Annotated in this window: 13 protein-coding genes; 4 read left to right on the top strand and 9 right to left on the bottom strand. The window is 68.5% G+C overall.

The features are described from left to right. Window positions 1-70 precede the first annotated feature (70 nt). Window positions 71-2,704 (top strand): MMPL family transporter, encoded by a 2,634-nt coding sequence (locus HWX14_RS21230; RefSeq protein WP_175884339.1) that lies wholly within the window; start codon window positions 71-73, stop codon window positions 2,702-2,704. Further along, the gene (locus tag HWX14_RS21225; protein WP_175884338.1) at window positions 2,697-3,728 is read left to right on the top strand and encodes a VacJ family lipoprotein; all 1,032 of its coding nucleotides are present in this window, start codon (window positions 2,697-2,699) and stop codon (window positions 3,726-3,728) included. Before HWX14_RS21230 ends, HWX14_RS21225 begins: the two co-directional genes overlap by 8 nt. Before the next feature lie 113 nt (window positions 3,729-3,841). On the opposite strand, the gene HWX14_RS21220 is transcribed toward HWX14_RS21225, so the two are convergent. The 5 genes from HWX14_RS21220 to HWX14_RS21200 all read right to left on the bottom strand — a co-directional run bounded on the left by HWX14_RS21220 (window position 3,842) and on the right by HWX14_RS21200 (window position 9,251). After that, window positions 3,842-4,498, bottom strand: coding sequence for a phosphorylase (locus HWX14_RS21220; RefSeq protein ID WP_244130305.1), 657 nt, complete (start codon window positions 4,496-4,498; stop codon window positions 3,842-3,844). Window positions 4,499-4,552: 54 nt separating this feature from the next. Next, window positions 4,553-6,526, bottom strand: a complete 1,974-nt coding sequence (gene shc, locus HWX14_RS21215; RefSeq protein ID WP_175884336.1) for a squalene--hopene cyclase — start codon at window positions 6,524-6,526, stop codon at window positions 4,553-4,555. A gap of 12 nt (window positions 6,527-6,538) precedes the next feature. After that, window positions 6,539-7,798: a hydroxysqualene dehydroxylase HpnE gene (gene hpnE / locus HWX14_RS21210; RefSeq protein WP_175884335.1), complete on the bottom strand. Its 1,260-nt coding sequence runs from the start codon at window positions 7,796-7,798 to the stop codon at window positions 6,539-6,541. Window positions 7,799-7,811: 13 nt separating this feature from the next. After that, window positions 7,812-8,660 (bottom strand): presqualene diphosphate synthase HpnD, encoded by an 849-nt coding sequence (gene hpnD / locus HWX14_RS21205; protein ID WP_175884334.1) that lies wholly within the window; start codon window positions 8,658-8,660, stop codon window positions 7,812-7,814. A 258-nt stretch (window positions 8,661-8,918) separates the two neighbouring features. After that, entirely contained in the window at window positions 8,919-9,251 is a 333-nt protein-coding gene (locus tag HWX14_RS21200) for a hypothetical protein (RefSeq protein WP_174387326.1), read from the bottom strand. 190 nt (window positions 9,252-9,441) lie between these two features. Here HWX14_RS21200 and HWX14_RS21195 point away from each other — a divergent pair, with 190 nt between their 5' ends. Beyond that, window positions 9,442-10,326, top strand: coding sequence for an alpha/beta fold hydrolase (locus HWX14_RS21195; protein WP_175884333.1), 885 nt, complete (start codon window positions 9,442-9,444; stop codon window positions 10,324-10,326). Window positions 10,327-10,341: 15 nt separating this feature from the next. Here the strand turns inward: HWX14_RS21195 and HWX14_RS21190 are convergent, their stop codons facing one another. Genes HWX14_RS21190 through HWX14_RS21180 form a run of 3 tightly spaced genes read right to left on the bottom strand, consistent with a single transcriptional unit; the run spans window position 10,342 to window position 12,267 of the window. Continuing rightward, window positions 10,342-11,283, bottom strand: a complete 942-nt coding sequence (locus HWX14_RS21190) for a diguanylate cyclase (RefSeq protein WP_175884332.1) — start codon at window positions 11,281-11,283, stop codon at window positions 10,342-10,344. Beyond that, window positions 11,280-11,906: a chemotaxis protein CheC gene (locus HWX14_RS21185; RefSeq protein ID WP_050013469.1), complete on the bottom strand. Its 627-nt coding sequence runs from the start codon at window positions 11,904-11,906 to the stop codon at window positions 11,280-11,282. Before HWX14_RS21185 ends, HWX14_RS21190 begins: the two co-directional genes overlap by 4 nt. Then, window positions 11,899-12,267, bottom strand: a complete 369-nt coding sequence (locus tag HWX14_RS21180; protein ID WP_011548759.1) for a response regulator — start codon at window positions 12,265-12,267, stop codon at window positions 11,899-11,901. The genes HWX14_RS21185 and HWX14_RS21180 overlap by 8 nt, the downstream gene beginning before the upstream one ends. Before the next feature lie 471 nt (window positions 12,268-12,738). Between HWX14_RS21180 and HWX14_RS21175 the strand changes: the two genes are divergently transcribed. After that, window positions 12,739-14,988: a hybrid sensor histidine kinase/response regulator gene (locus HWX14_RS21175; RefSeq protein ID WP_175884331.1), complete on the top strand. Its 2,250-nt coding sequence runs from the start codon at window positions 12,739-12,741 to the stop codon at window positions 14,986-14,988. Between the two features lie 65 nt (window positions 14,989-15,053). Here the strand turns inward: HWX14_RS21175 and HWX14_RS21170 are convergent, their stop codons facing one another. Continuing rightward, the gene (locus HWX14_RS21170; protein ID WP_174387321.1) at window positions 15,054-15,608 is read right to left on the bottom strand and encodes an NAD(P)H-dependent oxidoreductase; all 555 of its coding nucleotides are present in this window, start codon (window positions 15,606-15,608) and stop codon (window positions 15,054-15,056) included. Between the last annotated feature and the right edge of the window lie 171 nt (window positions 15,609-15,779).

Below are 15,779 nucleotides of genomic sequence, written 5' to 3'. Positions count from 1 at the left end.
TCACGACCGTCGCCGCGCCGCGCCGGTATACTTGGCTACTTTGCCCTAGCCAGCCGCTCCCCACCGCCACATGGTGACATCTCTCATCGTCCGACTCGTTGCGTGGTCGGTGCGCCGCCCCGTCTGGGTCGTCGTCCTGTCGCTCGCGATCGCCGCCTTCAGCGGCGTCTATGTCGCGCAGCATTTCAAGATCAACACCGACATCAGCAAGCTCGTCGACGCGGAGCCTCAATGGGCCGCGCTCGGCCAGGCCGTCGACAAGGCGTTCCCGCAACGCAACGGCACGATCCTCGCGGTCGTCGAGGCGCCCGCACCCGAATTCGCGACTGCCGCCGCGCACGCGCTGACCGAAGCGCTGCAGAAGGACGCCGCCGCCGGCCGCATCGGCCCGGTCGCCGAACCGGGCGGCGGGCCGTTCTTCGAGCACAACGGGCTGCTGTTCCTGTCGCCGCAGGAAGTCTCCGATACGACCGAGCAGCTCGCGAGCGCGCGCCCGCTCGTCAACGAGCTCGCGAAGAACCCGAGCCTCACCGGGCTCGCCACCACGCTGTCGACCACGCTCGGCCAGCCGCTCCTGACCGGCCAGGTGAAGCTGCCCGCGATGGCGAAGCTGCTCGCGCGCAGCGCGGCGACGGTCGACGACGTGCTGGCCGGCAAGCCGGCCGCGTTCTCGTGGCGCGCGCTGGTCGACAACGATGCCGCGCGGCAGCCCGCGCGCGCGTTCGTCACCGTGCAGCCGGTGGTCAACTACGGCGCGCTGAAGGCCGGCGCGGCGACGAGCCAGGTGATCCGCGACGCGGCCCGGGCGCTCGACCTCGACAAGCGCTACGGCGCGGCCGTGCGCCTGACCGGCGAACAGCCGCTCGCCGACGACGAATTCGCGTCGGTCGAAGACGGCGCCGCGCTCAACGGCGTGCTCACGCTGCTCGCCGTGCTCGTCATCCTGTGGCTGGCGCTGCGCTCGAAGCGGATGATCGGCTCGGTGCTCGTCACGCTGTTCGTCGGCCTGGTCGTGACCGCCGCGCTCGGCCTCGCGATGGTCGGCTCGCTGAACATGATCTCGGTCGCGTTCATGGTGCTGTTCGTCGGCCTCGGCGTCGATTTCTCGATCCAGTACGGCGTGAAGTACCGCGAGGAACGCTTTCGCGACGAGCGCATCGATCACGCGTTGATCGGCGCCGCGCACTCGATGGGCATGCCGCTCGCGCTGGCCACCGCGGCCGTCGCGGCGAGCTTCTTTTCGTTCATCCCCACCGCGTATCGCGGCGTGTCCGAGCTCGGCCTGATCGCGGGCGTCGGGATGTTCGTCGCGCTGCTGACCACGCTCACGCTGCTGCCCGCGCTGCTGCGCCTGTTCGCGCCGCCGGGCGAATCGAAGACGCCTGGCTTCCCGTGGCTCGCGCCGGTCGACGATTACCTCGATCGCCATCGCAAGCCGATCCTGATCGGCACGCTCGCGGTCGTGATCGGCGCGCTGCCGCTGCTCGCGTTCCTGCATTTCGACTTCAACCCGCTGCACCTGAAGGATCCGAACAGCGAATCGATGGCGACGCTGCTCGCGCTGAAGGATTCGCCGGAAGCCGCGGTCAACGACGTCACGCTGCTCGCGCCGTCGCTCGCGCAAGCCGATGCGGCCGCGAAGCGCCTCGATGCGCTGCCCGAAGTCGGCCGCACGACCACGCTGTCGACCTTCATCCCGGCCGACCAGCCGGCCAAGCGCGCGGCGATCGCCGCGGCCGCGAGCGAGCTGCTGCCCGCGCTGACGCAGCCGGCCGCGCCGCCCGCGACCGACGCGCAACGCGTGGCCGCGCTCAAGCGCGTGTCCGACCTGCTCGGCTATGCGGCCGAGGATCATCCGGGCCCGGGCGCCGCGGCCGCGCAGCACCTGTCCGCGTCGCTCGCGAAGCTCGCCGCCGCCGACAGCGCGACGCGCGACCGTGCCGAACGCGCGTTCTCCGATACGCTGCGCATCGCGCTCAATCAGCTCGCTGCGCTGCTGCAGCCGCAGGACATCACGCGCGAATCGCTGCCGCCGCAGGTCGTGCGCGACTGGGTCGCGCCGGACGGCCACGCGCTCGTGCAGATCTCGCCGAAGGTGCCGAAGGGCGTCGATCCGAACGACGACACGATGCTGCGTCGTTTCGCCAAGGCCGTGAAGGCCGCCGAACCGGGCGCGACCGGCGGGCCGATCTCGATCCTGCATTCGGCCGACACGATCATCAACGCGTTCCTGCACGCGGCGCTGTGGTCGATCATCTCGATCACGGTCCTGCTGTGGGTCACGCTGCGCCGCTTCGGCGACGTGCTGCGCACGCTGGTGCCGCTGCTCGTGTCGGGCATCGTGACGCTCGAGATGTGCGTCGTGCTCGGCATGTCGCTGAACTTCGCGAACATCATCGCGCTGCCGCTGATGCTCGGCGTCGGCGTCGCGTTCAAGGTGTATTTCGTGATGGCGTGGCGCGCGGGGCAGACGGGCCTGCTGCATTCGAGCCTCACGCACGCCGTGCTGTTCAGCGCCGCGACGACGGCGACCGCCTTCGGCAGCCTGTGGCTGTCGCACCATCCGGGCACGTCGAGCATGGGCAAGCTGCTCGCGCTGGCCCTGACCTGTACGCTGATCGGCGCCGTGGTGTTCCAGCCCGTCCTGATGGGCAAACCGCGCGTCAAACGCGCCAAGAACCAATCGCAAGGAATCAATGAATAAGGTGCGAATCATTGCGGCGACCGTCGCCGCCAGCGCGATGCTGACCGGCTGCGCGACGGGACCGAACCGCAATCCCAACGATCCGCTCGAGCCGATGAACCGGGCGATGTACAAGTTCAACGACACGGTCGACACGAACATCGCCCAGCCGATCGCGAAGGGTTACCAGAAGGTCACGCCGACGCCGGTGCGCACCGCGATCAGCAACTTCTTCTCGAACCTCGGCGATCTCGGCAACATGGCGAACAACCTGCTGCAGTTGCGCATCACCGATGCGACGCAGGATCTGATGCGCGTGGCGATGAACTCGCTGTTCGGCGTCGCCGGCCTGATCGACATCGCGACGCCGGCCGGGCTGCCGAAGCATCACCAGGATTTCGGGCTGACGATGGCGCGCTGGGGCATGCCGTCCGGCCCGTACCTCGTGCTGCCGGTGTTCGGGCCGAGCACGATCCGCGACGGCGTCGGCCGCGCGGTGGACGTGCGCTTCAACCTGCTGAACTACATCGAGCCGGCCGCGCGCAATCCGATGTACATCGCGCAGTTCATCAGCGCGCGTTCGGATCTGCTTGGGGCGACCGACCTGTTGAAGCAGGCCGCGCTCGATCCGTATTCGTTCGTGCGCGACGCGTATCTGCAGCAGCGCAAATCGCTGACGTACCGCGGCCAGTCGGCGTCGGCCGCGGCGCCGAACTACGCGGAGCCGGGTGAAGCCGGTGCGGTGCCGGCGGCTACGCCGACCATACCGGGCGGCTTGCCGAACTATGAGGATCCGGGCGAATCGGGCGGCGCATCGGGCGCGGCGCCGAACAACGCACCGGCCGCGCCGGGGTTGCCGCAGTACGACGATCCGGGTGCGGATAATGCGATGCCGGCGAGTGCGCCGGCCGCGGCACCGGTCGGGGCGTCGGCTGCTGCACCGGCTGCCGCGTCGGCCGGAGCGACGACAGCGCCGGCCGCCAACGGCGCGCCGATCGCGCCGGCAATGCCGACCGTGCCGGCGAGCAGTCCGGCCGCGCAGTAACGCCGCAACGGCGGCTGCGCAAAAGCAAAGAGCGCTGCATGATGCAGCGCTCTTTTTTTGTCCGCGCGAAACGGCAAACCGGAAAGCAGGGAGAGGGCGGCGGCGAATGCCGTTCAGACGATCCGCATCGCGCCCGTCCGTTCGAACGCGTGGCGCGCCTGGATCAGCGTCGTGCGCGCCGCGCGCGCGTCGCTGGCGACTTGCAGCAGCGGGCCGAGTTGCGACGGCTGCTTCAGCAGTTCGCGCAGGATCGGCAGGATCGCCGTGCTGCCGTCGTCGCGCAGGCCGGCCGTCGCCGCGCGCGGCAGCGTGCGCCACGCCGGATCGACGATCGCGCGGCACACCGCGAACGGCACGCCGCGCGCCGCCGCGAAGGCTGCCGCGATGTGCGACTCCATGTCGACGGCCAGCGCGCCCTTCGTGTGATGCAGCGACGCCTTGTCCTGTTCGCTGACGACCGGCGCACCGACGGCCGCGATCGTACCGCGCGTGACGCGCGCCCACACCGGCGTGTCGTGCAGCGACGCGACAAGCCGCGTGCTCCAGCCCGCGTCGGTCTCCACGCGACCGAACGGCCCGTCGATCGCGTTCGCGATCACGAGCGCGCCCGGCGCCAGATCGGGCGCAAGCCCGCCCGCCGTGCCGAAGCTGACGATGCCCGCGCAACCGCGCGCGGTCGCATCGGCCAGCGCGCGTTCGAGCCGGTCGGCCCGCGCGGCGAACACGGCCTCGACGCCGTGACCGCGCGCGATGCGCGCCTCGAACGCCATCCCCGTCACCGCGATGACGGGCAATGCGCCGTTGTGCCGTGACACGCCCACGCGTCAGATCCCGACCGTCACGCGCGTCGCATTCGCGCGCTTCAGGTTGCGGTAGCGCGCGAGCGCCCATAGCGGGAAGAACTTGCGATAGCCGTGGTAGCGCAGGTAGAACACGCGCGGGAAGCCGGTCGCCGTAAAGCGCGTCTCGTCCCACAGGCCTTCTTCGTTCTGCTGGGCGACCAGGTAGTCGACGCCGCGCGCGACGGCCGGGTTGTTCACTTCGCCGGCCGCCATCAGGCCGAGCAGCGCCCAGGCCGTCTGCGACGCGGTGCTCGGCGCCTGCTCGTAACCGCGGTAGTTGAGCTTGTAGCTGTCGCCGTCCTCGCCCCAGCCGCCATCCTTGTTCTGGATCGACAGCAGCCACTGCGCAGCGCGCTTCATGCGCGGATCGTCCGGCGTCAGGCCGGCCGCGTTCAGCGAACACAGGGCCGTCCACGTGCCGTACACGTAGTTCATCCCCCAGCGGCCGTACCAGCTGCCGTCCGGCTCCTGTTCCTTCAGCATGTAGTCGAGCGCGCGGCGGGCCGGCTCGCTGTTCAGCGGCGTCTCGCCGAGCTGAGACAGCATCGACAGGCAGCGGCCCGACACGTCGGCGGTCGGCGGATCGAGCAGCGCGCCGTGATCGGAGAACGGAATGTTGTTCAGGTAGTACTGCGTGTTTTCCGGTTCGAACGCGCCCCAGCCGCCGTCGCTGCTCTGCATGCCGACGACCCATTCGCGCGCACGCGCCATCGATTCGCGATACGTGTCCGACTGCTTGAGCTTCTGCGCGCGATCCATCGCCATCACGACCACGGCCGTATCGTCGACGTCCGGGTAGTGCGCGTTCGCGTACTGGAACGCCCAGCCGCCGGGCCGCACGTTCGGGCGGCGCGAGATCCAGTCGCCGCGCACGTCGAGAATCTGCAGCGGGCGCAGCCATTCGAGGCCGCGCAGCACGGCTTCCTCGGCACGCGCATCGCCGGTCTCGAGCAGCGCATGCGCAACGAGCGACGTATCCCACACGGGCGACAGGCACGGCTGGCAATACGCTTCGTCGTCGTGCACGACGAGCAGCTTCTCGATCGACTTGCGCGCGAGCGCGCGGTTCGGGTGATCTTCCGCGTAGCCGAGCACGTCGTACATCATCACCGCGTTGGCCATCGCCGGATAGATCGCGCCGAGGCCGTCCTCGCCGTTCAGGCGCTCGTCGACGAACGACACGGCCTGGCGGATCGCGCGTTCGCGCGTATAGCTCGGGAACAGGCCGTCGACCGCGCGCAGCGCATGGTCGACCACGCGGAAGAACGCGAACCAGCCCGCGCTCTGGTGGCCCTGGCGCGGCAGCAGCCCCGCGTTGACGGGCGGATCGATGAACAGCTCGTCGATGCGCACACCGCGCGGGTTCTTCGCGAGCGGACGCTTCGCGTTCAGCACGAGCAGCGGCACGATCACGGTGCGCGCCCAGTACGACACCTTCGACAGGTGGAACGGGAACCACTGCGGCAGCAGCATGATCTCGACCGGCATCATCGGCACCGCGCGCCACGGAATCGCACCGTACAGCGCGAGCTGGATGCGCGTGAACACGTTCGACATCTCGGCGCCGCCCATCGCATGGATCGCGCGGCGCGCGCGCTGCATGTGCTCGGCGTTCTCGTCGTCGCCGATCACCTTCAGCGCGAAATACGCCTTCACGCTCGCGCTGATGTTCGGCGCGCCGTCGGTGAACAGCGGCCAGCCGCCGTCGGCCTGCTGGATGCGGCGCAGATACTTGCCGATCTTCTGTTCGAGCTCGAGGTTCGGCGTCTCGCCCAGATAGTGGACGAGCAGCACGTATTCGGCGGGAATCGTCGAATCCGCCTCGAGTTCGTAGACCCAGTGTCCGTCCGCTTGCTGCGCGGCGAGCAGCGCGTCGGTCGCACGCGCGACAGCCGCGTCGACGCCGGCCGGCACGGTGCCGGCGGACAAGGTAGCCATTTCGGTGAGATCGTTCATCGGTCCCTCTCTTTATTGCGTCTGGAGCACGTCCGCGGCCAGCTGGCCGGAACGGATCGCGCCCTCGATCGTGGCGGGCAGGCCGGTGGCAATCCAGTCGCCCGCGAGTACAAGATTGGTCCAGCGCGTACGCACGGCCGGACGTTTCATTTCCTGCGACGGCACCGCCGCAAAGCCCGCGCGCGGCTCGACGACGAGCTGCCACGCGGGGATGGTTTCCGGGTTCGCGCCGGTCACGCGCGCGACGTCTTCCCAGATGCGCCGCGCGAGCATGTCGCGCGGCATGTCGAGCCAGCGGCCCGCATCGCGGATCGTCGCCGCGAGCAGGCCGTCGCCGGTCCGCACCGCGTCGACGACACCGTTGACGATGGTCGTCTGCAGCAGCGGAATGCCGGCCGGCGGCGTTTCGACCGCGAAATACGCGGTCACGACCGCGCTGAACGTGTCGGGCGCGGTGAGTTCGGGCACGAGCGGCTGCGCGACCTCGGGCGGCACGGCCAGCACGACCGCGTCGCCGGGCGCGAGATCGATGCGCTCGCCGCCGATCGACACCGCATCGACCGCATTGCCGTGCGCGCCGAATTCGAACGCGTCGAGCCGCGAATTCAGGCGGATCTGCGCGCCGCCGTATTGCAGCATCCGCAGCGCCGGTTCGACGAACGCGCTGCCGAGCCCGTGGCGCGCGACGAGCGGGCGGCAGCCGGGGCCGCCCGCGGCAAACGTGCCGCACAACGCGGTGCGCGCGAGCTCGGCGCTCGCGTGGCGCGGCTCGATATTCAGCACCCCGAGGAAATACGGTCGCAGCCAGCGATCCCACAGCACGCCGTCGCATCGCATCGTCTGCGCGAGCGAACGGCCCGTGCGGGCGAACGCGAGCGGGGCCAGCGCAAGGTAGTCGAGCGGCGTCGTGCCCGGCGCGCGCGACGCGGCGTCGAACAGCCACGACGGCCAGCGGCCGTTGCCGAAACGCAGCGTCCAGCGCTGCTGCGACGCGATGTCCATGACCGGGAATTCAGCCAGCGCGGGCCCCGCGAGCTGATCGGCCGCGCCGATCGCGCGCAGGTAGCGCTGCGTCGCGGGCTGTCCCGCGAAAACCGTGTGCAGCCCGCTGTCGAGCGTCGTGTTCAACGTCCCGTCGAACCACGAGCGGCAGCGGCCGCCCGCGTGTGCATGCGCGTCGTGCAACACGATGCGACGCCCGCGACGTTGCAGCTCGACCGCGGCCGACAGGCCCGCGAGTCCTGCGCCGATCACGTGGACGGTTCTGGGCATCGCGTCGGTCGACTCAGAACAGCGCGTAGCGCGCGGCGATCATCAGCATGCGCGCCTTCGGCTTGCGCAGCGGCGCGCGCGGCGCGGCAAAACCGCGTGCGATCGCCGCATCGAGAATGCAGCGATACGCGCCCGACATGATGCGCGGCGCCTTCACCTGCGCACGCGGGCAGGTGTCCATCACCGCGTCGGCCTGGCGGAAGTGCTCGAGCGCGCGCTCGACGAGCGTCGCGCACACGCGCGGCAGCGCCGGATCGCGCACGATCGTCGCCGGATCGGTGATCGCGATGCCTTCGCGGGCGAGCAGTTCGCGCGGCAGGTAGCACCGGTTGATCGCGGCATCGTCGTCGATGTCGCGCAGGATGTTCGTCAGTTGCAGCGCGCGGCCGAGGTGGTGCGACAGCGTGATCCCTTCGGCTTCCGGCATCCCGAAAATCCTCACCGACAGCCGGCCGGCCGCGCTCGCCACGCGATCGCAGAACAGGTCGAGCGTCGGCTCGTCGGGCGCGCAGATGTCTTCCACCGCGTCCATCGCCATCCCGTCGATCATCGCGTGGAAATCGTCGCGCTGCAGGTTGAACGCGCGGATCTCGCGATCGAGCGCGGCCAGGTGGCGCGGCGGCCGGCCGGCGAAGCAGGCGTCGATGTCCGCGCGCCAGCGATTCAGGCCCGCGGTGCGCTCGGCGCGCGGCAGGTCGCTGTCGGCGATGTCGTCGACCGCGCGGCAAAACGCGTAGACCTGGAACATCGCATCGCGCTGCACGGCCGGCAGGATGCGCATCGCCAGATAGAAGGAGCTGCCCGATGTGACGGCAGCGGCGTCGGTTTCTTGTTCGTCCACGACGGAATGGGAAACGGCCAAGACGAGCTCCACGGAGACACCCACGCGGGGCGATTGAAGAAGCCATGCCCGGCTGGGATGGTCAGGGCGTCGAATGCGTGCGAGATATGCGAACGATCGACGCAGACAGGCACAAATTACCGGCCGGAAGCCGGAATTGGGCGAAAGTATAGCAATCTTTGAAGTTCGATGGCGGACGCGCGCCACGTCCGGCGGGGTGTCGGGCGCCGCCGGCAGGCCGGTGCGGCCGGCCTCCGCGACCGGTCTCCCGAAAGCGCGTCAGCCGTAAACGATGTCGCGCTGCAGATCGAGCGCGATGAGCCCCATTTCGCGCGTGAGCTGCAGCATCGAGCGGCGCTCGAGGCGCGAGCCCATGAAGCTCGTCACGCGGCCGTCGGGCTCGGCAGTGAACTGGAAAACCGCGCCGCCCGTACCGAACCACGCGCCCGGCACGTCGGGCGATTCCTGCCAGTCGATCTGCTCGAACACGCGCGCGATGCCGGCCCGCACCAGGGCGCCCGGACCGATCGGCGGCGCGATGTCGCCCAGGTCGTCGAGCGAATAGGGGCCGGGTTTGTTCGGCTTCCGGTAGAAGAGATAGTCGACGTTCATGGGGCGCAATCGCAGGCAAAGCAACAAATTAGCGCGCTTCGGCACAAATTCAAATCGGATCCGGACGAAATGTGGCCTGTGCGACACAAAGGGACGGATCGTTGCAGGACATGAAACGCGCCGCGCGATCGCGTCTCGATGCCGGCGGGTTCGTCTAAGATGACTCCTTTCTCAAAAAAATACGGACACCATGGAGACGAACGACACCGCCACCCCGCAGTCCGATCATCCCGTTTTCGTGCTCGTGCACGGCGCGTGGCATGGCGCGTGGTGCTACGCCCACGTGGCGGCCGCGCTGGCCGCGCGCGGCTATCTGTCGATCGCGCGCGACCTGCCCGCGCACGGCATCCATGCGCGCTTTCCCGCGTCGTATCTCGCCCGGCCGCTCGACAAGGACGCGTTCGGCGCCGAGCCGTCGCCGGTCGCGAACACGACGCTCGACGACTACGCGACGCAGGTGATGCAGGCCGTCGACGACGCATACGCGCTTGGCCGCGGCAAGGTCGTGCTGGTCGGGCACAGCATGGGCGGCCTCGCGATCACGGCGGCCGCCGAACGCGCGCCCGACAAGATCGCGAAGATCGTCTATCTCGCGGCCTTCATGCCCGCATCGGGCGTGCCGGGCCTCGACTACGTGCGCGCGCCGGAAAACAAGGGCGAGCTGCTCGGCCCGCTGATGCTCGCGAGCCCGCGCGTGGCCGGTGCGCTGCGCATCGATCCGCACAGCGGCGACGCCGCGTATCGCGAATCGATGAAGCGCGCGCTGTACGAAGACGTGCCGCAGGCCGACTTCGACGCGGTCACGAACCTGATGAGTTGCGACGTGCCGGCCACGCCGTTCGCGACCGCGATCCCGACGACCGCCGCACGCTGGGGCGCGATCGACCGTCACTACATCAAGTGCCTCGCCGATCGCGTGATCCTGCCCGCGCTGCAGCAGCGCTTCATCGACGAAGCCGACGCGTTCGCGCCCGGCAACCCCACCCACGTGCACCAGCTCGACAGCAGTCACTCGCCGTTCGTGTCGCAGCCGGCCGTGCTGGCCGGCGTGCTCGCCGACATCGCGAAAAGCTGAGTGGGACGGGCGCGGTCAGTCGGTGTGCGCGACCGACCGATCGCGCCCCAGCCGCTTCGCGCGATAGAGCGCGGCGTCGGCCTCGTTGACGAGCACGTCGCAGGTCGGCGCGCCAACTTTCGCGCACGCGCCGCCGACGCTCGCCGTGACCGGCACGCTGACGCCCTCGGCATCGACCGGCACGCTGCCGATCGCCTCGCGCACCTTGTCGGCCACCCGCATCGCCTCGTCGAGGTTCGTGCACGGCAGCAGCAGCGCGAATTCCTCGCCGCCGAAACGGCCGAACGTATCCTGCGCGCGCACGATCGACGCGACACGGCGCGCCGTCTCGCGCAGCACGGCGTCGCCCACCGCATGCCCGAAGCGATCGTTGATCGTCTTGAAGTGGTCGAGGTCGAACAGCAGCACCGACAGGTCGCCGCCGTAGCGCTGCCAGCGCGCGAATTCGTCGCCGAGCCGCGTCTCGAAGAAGCGCCGGTTCGCGATGCCGGTGAGCCCGTCGAGATTCGCGTGTTCGCGCAGCTTCGCGACGGCTTCCTCGCGCTCCCGTTGCATCACGCTCACATGCGTGACGTCCGAGATCGTCACGCACACGGCCTCGACGTCGCGGCCGCGCGTGAGCGGCATGAACGTGCAGTCCTGCTGCATGTAGTCGACGCCGCCCGTGATCGGCCGGTCGTGCTCGAAGCGGAACAGGTAGGGCCGCTGCTCCCACGAGCTGAACGCGAAGCTGCCGAGCTGGAACACGCTCTCGAGCTTGCGCGACAGCCACGCGCGCGGCAGGTCGGGAAAGCAGTCGAAGATGTTGCGGCCGATCACGTCCGCGGCCGGGATCCCGCTGTGGTCCTGCATGAAGCGATTCCACATCAGGACGGTCATCGAACGGTCGAGCACGAACAGGCCGAAGCCGACCCGCTCGATCACGAGGTCGCTCAGCGACGGGGCGGCGGCCGTCATAGCGCGGACAGCAACGCGTCGAGCGCGTCGCCCATCAGCCGGATCGAATCCTCGGCCATCAGCATCACGAAATGCGCGCGGAACATGTGGTTCTCGAGCCCGAAGTTCACCTCGAGCAGCAGCGCGACGCTCCACCCGAGTTCGTTCGGCTGGAAGACGTCGTCGAACGACACGTTCGCACCGAGCAGCCCCGGCGGAAAGAACACGGGCTTGCGGCCGAGTTCGTCGAGGATCGACGCGACGCAGGCGCCCATCAGCACGTTCGCGACGTCGAACACGAGCTCGTCCGGCGTCGCCATCCCGCCGTACACGCCGTCGCCAAAGGTGCGGTCGACGACCGACATGAGCCGCGCGACGCCCGCGGTGCGGCACAGCACGATCGCCTCGCCCTTGATGTCGGAGCGGAAGCCCTGGCGCACGGCGGTCACGTTGTCGTGGATGCCCGTCATCTCGCGCAGCGCGTCGCTCGCGTCGGCCGCTTTCACGACGCGCACGCGCGGCACCGACAGCTCGATGAAATGCCCGAGCAACAATGCAAGCCGCGCGGCGGCGCGGCCCATTGCAAGATTGGCGATTTCCTGCAACGCGTCGCGTTGCTCCGCCGTGAACACCGATTCAGGCATACAACCCATACTCCTTGAGAATGGGCAGCAATGCCTCCGACGTCACGGGCTTGGCTACGAATGCGATCGCGCCCAATTCGCGCACGCGCGCTTGCGCTTGCGGCTGGATATCGGCGGATACCACGATCACGAACGTGTTCAGATCTTCGTGGCGCAGTGTTTCCAGGACCTGATATCCGCTCATGTCGGGCATCGTCAGGTCCAGAAACATCACGGAAGCTTTGCCGTCACGATAGAGCGCCAAGGCCTCGCGACCATTCGCGGCATACGCGACGTCAACGTCCCAATCTCCCGGCAGCGCCTTTGTCAGAAGTTTGCGAGCGAGCAGCGAATCGTCGGCAATTACAATCGGCAAAGGCATGGGGCGATACGGTATACGGAATGGTCTCTCTCGCGTTAACGACCGCGCGGCGCGCTTCTTTAGTGCCATGCGTTTCGGGCGCGGCCAACCGCCTTGCGACCGCGCACGGGCGCCGCGCCGCAGGTGCGCGCGACGCGCCGCGCGGCAATCGCCGGCGGGCGCATGTATCTGTCATAGGGAAAGCAAGGCGCGATTCTCGGAGTAAACCGGAGGCGATGCAACTCGCCATTTTCACCATTTCGAACAAAATTGGTCCCATCGCGCACCTTTACGAAAACAGTCCCGACCATTTTCGAGATAAGCACGCAAAATTTTTCCTTGTGTACGTTTGCGCTGCCGGATTCGTCGCGTTTTCAATCTGACGGTTTACCGCTGTCATATACGACAGGATTGCGCCTGTATGGCGCCGCACGGCGGGCCGTCGCAACTCGTTTATGATGGCAGGCACTTCTGCCTCACCCGCTTTCCTCGATGACGTCCGAACGGCCCGCCGACTCCCCCGCCCCCGCCGCCCCTCCCGCCGACGACTGGCAGGACGACGGCAGCTACGCGTCCGGCGCACCCGAGCACGATTTCGCGGTGCGCCGCGTGACGCTGATCGTGCTGCTCGTCGCGGCGATCGTGCTGCCGTGCATCTACGTGGTGGTGATGGCGTACAACGACCTGAAGGCGCGCGAGGCCGCCGCGAGCGACGTGACGATGCGCACGGTGCGCGTCGCCGAGGAGCACGCGCTCAAGGTGTTCGACCTGAGCGAAACGCTCGATGCGCGCATCGTCGACCTCGTGCAGGACATGGATGACGCGACCGTGCGCAGCAAGGAATCCGACATCCACGAAGCGCTGAACACGATCGGCGGCGGCTATCCGCAGGTGGCCGCCGTGTCGATCTTCGGCGCGAGCGGAATGCTGCTCGCCAACAGCCTCTACTATCCGGCGCCGTATGCGTCGATCGCGAACCGCGACGACTTCGCCGGGATCCGCGACGGCAAGGTCATCGAACACATCTCGAAACTGATGATGGGGCCGCTCAAGCTCGAGAACATTCCCGTATTCAACACGGGCGTCGCGCGACGCCATAGCGACGGGTCGTTCGCCGGCATGGTGTCGATCGCGCTGAAGTCGTCGTATTTCAATTCGTTCTACCGCGACCTGCTCGGCGGCGCGAACACGCCGATGACGATGGCGCTCGCGCGCTCGGACGGCGCGGTGATCGCGTCGTATCCGCCGCCGCCGTCGCTCGCGCACACCGATCGCTCGGTCACGTTCGGCAATGCGCACAACGAGCCGCGCGCGGGCGTCGTGCGCGTGCGCCACGACGATGCGAGCAGCGAGATCGTCGCGTATCGCCAGGTCGGCAGCTATCCGGTCTACGTGAGCTGCGCATACCGCACGTCGGCGATCTGGCATGAATGGTACGAACACCTGAGCGTGCTGTTCATCTCGATGTTCGCGCCGTCGGTCGCGCTGTGGTCCGTGATCTGGCTGTCGCTCAAGCGGCTGAAGGCGGAAGAGGAGGCGTGGGACCGCTGGCAGGCCGAAGCGTCGATGCGGCGCTCGATCGAATCGGCGTACCGGCAGTCGCGCAAGATGCAGGCGCTCGGCAATCTCGTCGGCAGCGTCGCGCACGACTTCAACAACCTGCTGATGATCATCTCGAGCAACGTGCAGATCGCGCGGCGGCGCGGCGTCCAGCATCTCGACAAGGAGCTCGGCGCGATCGAACGCGCGCTGAAGAACGGGCAGTCGCTCACGCGCCAGCTGCTCGGCGTCGCGCGCAAGCAGCCGCTGCACAACGAGACGATCGACATCGGGCAATGGCTCGGCACGTGCCGCGAGCTGCTGAAGACGTCGCTCGGGTCGAAGTCGTCGCTGGTCGTCGCGATCGAGCCGGGCGTCTGGCCGATCCGCGTCGATGTCGCGGAGCTCGAGCTTGCGGTGATCAACCTCGCGGTCAACGCGCGCGACGCGATGGCGAACGGCGGACGCTTCACGGTCGGCGCGCGCAACGTCACGCTGCGCCGCGAGGACGGCTTCCCGCTGACCGGCGATTTCGTGCAGATCTCGCTCGACGACACCGGTTCGGGCATGGCGCCCGACGTGCTCGCGCGCGCGTTCGAACCGCTGTTCACGACGAAGGCGCAAGGGATGGGGACGGGGCTCGGCCTGCCGCAGGTATTCGCGTTCTGCGAACGCTCGGGCGGCCTCGCGACGATCGACAGCGCGGTCGGCGCGGGAACGTCGGTGCGTCTGTACCTGCCGCGCGCGCGTGCCGAGGATGTCGTCGCGCGGCCGGCAGCCGTCGCGCACGATGCGGGGAGCGGCGCGCTCGCCGGCCTGCACGTGCTGCTCGTCGAGGACAACGGCGAAGTCGCGGCCGGCACGGAAGCGCTGCTGTCGCTGCTTGGGCACCGCGTGACCTACGTGCCCACCGCCGACGACGCGTTGCGCGTGATCGAAGGCGCCGCCGCGAACGACGCGTTCGACCTCGTGATTTCGGACATCCACATGCCGGGCCGCCTGAACGGCATCGACCTGGCCGAAGCGATCGACAAGCGGCCGGGGAAGCTGCCCGTGATTCTCGTCACGGGTTATGCGGAGGAGCTCGACCGCACGCGCACCGTCAACGTCCGCGTGCTGTCGAAGCCGTTCGACATCGCGCTGCTCGACGAGATCCTGCTGCGCATCCGCGAAGCGCGCGACGCACGACACGCCGGCGCGTGACCCGCTGCGCGCGGGCCGACGCCGATGCCGCGGCGTGAACGGGCGCGGCGATCAGGCCGACGACGTCACGCCGATTTCAGCAGGCGCACCCAGCCCGCGTAGCGATCGACGAAGCCCTGCAGGAACTTGCGGGTGTCCTCGCTGACGATCTGCCCCTGATCGTCGATGCGTGCCGGGTCGTGCTTGATGAACATTTCGGGCTGGCCGAGCGTCTTCACGTCGAGGTACGCGAGCACGTTGCGCAGGTGCTGCTGCGCGAGCGCGGTGCCCGTCGCGCCCGGCGACGTGCCGAGCACCGCGCCCGGCTTGCCCGACCACGAGTTCGAACCCCACGGGCGCGAGCCCCAGTCGAGCGCATTCTTCAGCACGCCCGGAATCGAGCGGTTGTACTCGGGCGTGACGAACAGCAGCGCGTCGGCGGCTTCGATCGACTGCTTGAAGCGCTTCGCGACTTCCGGGAAATCCGCGTCGTAGTCCTGGCTGTACAGCGGCAGCTCGCCGATCTCGACGAATTCGAACGAAAAATCGGCGGGGGCGAGCGAGATCACGGCGTGCGCGAGCGCGCGGTTCGTCGAAGCGCGACGCAGGCTGCCGACGACGACCGCAATGCGATAGGACATGGCATTCTCCTTCCGGTGAGTGAGGAATCGGATCGATTGCTTCCGAATCGGCGACAAAGGTCTGTTTATAGGCAAGCCAGCCCGCGAGCCGTCCCACGGGGCCGTCCGGCCGACTTTCCACAAGGTTTTCCACAGAAATTGTGGATAACTCGACCGTTATGTTCCGACGTT

Source organism: Burkholderia sp. BCC0044 (assembly GCF_902832955.1).
Classification (GTDB): Bacteria; Pseudomonadota; Gammaproteobacteria; order Burkholderiales; family Burkholderiaceae; genus Burkholderia.
Note: the sequence above shows the minus strand (reverse complement) of the source record. Positions and strands in the feature narration are given on the sequence as shown.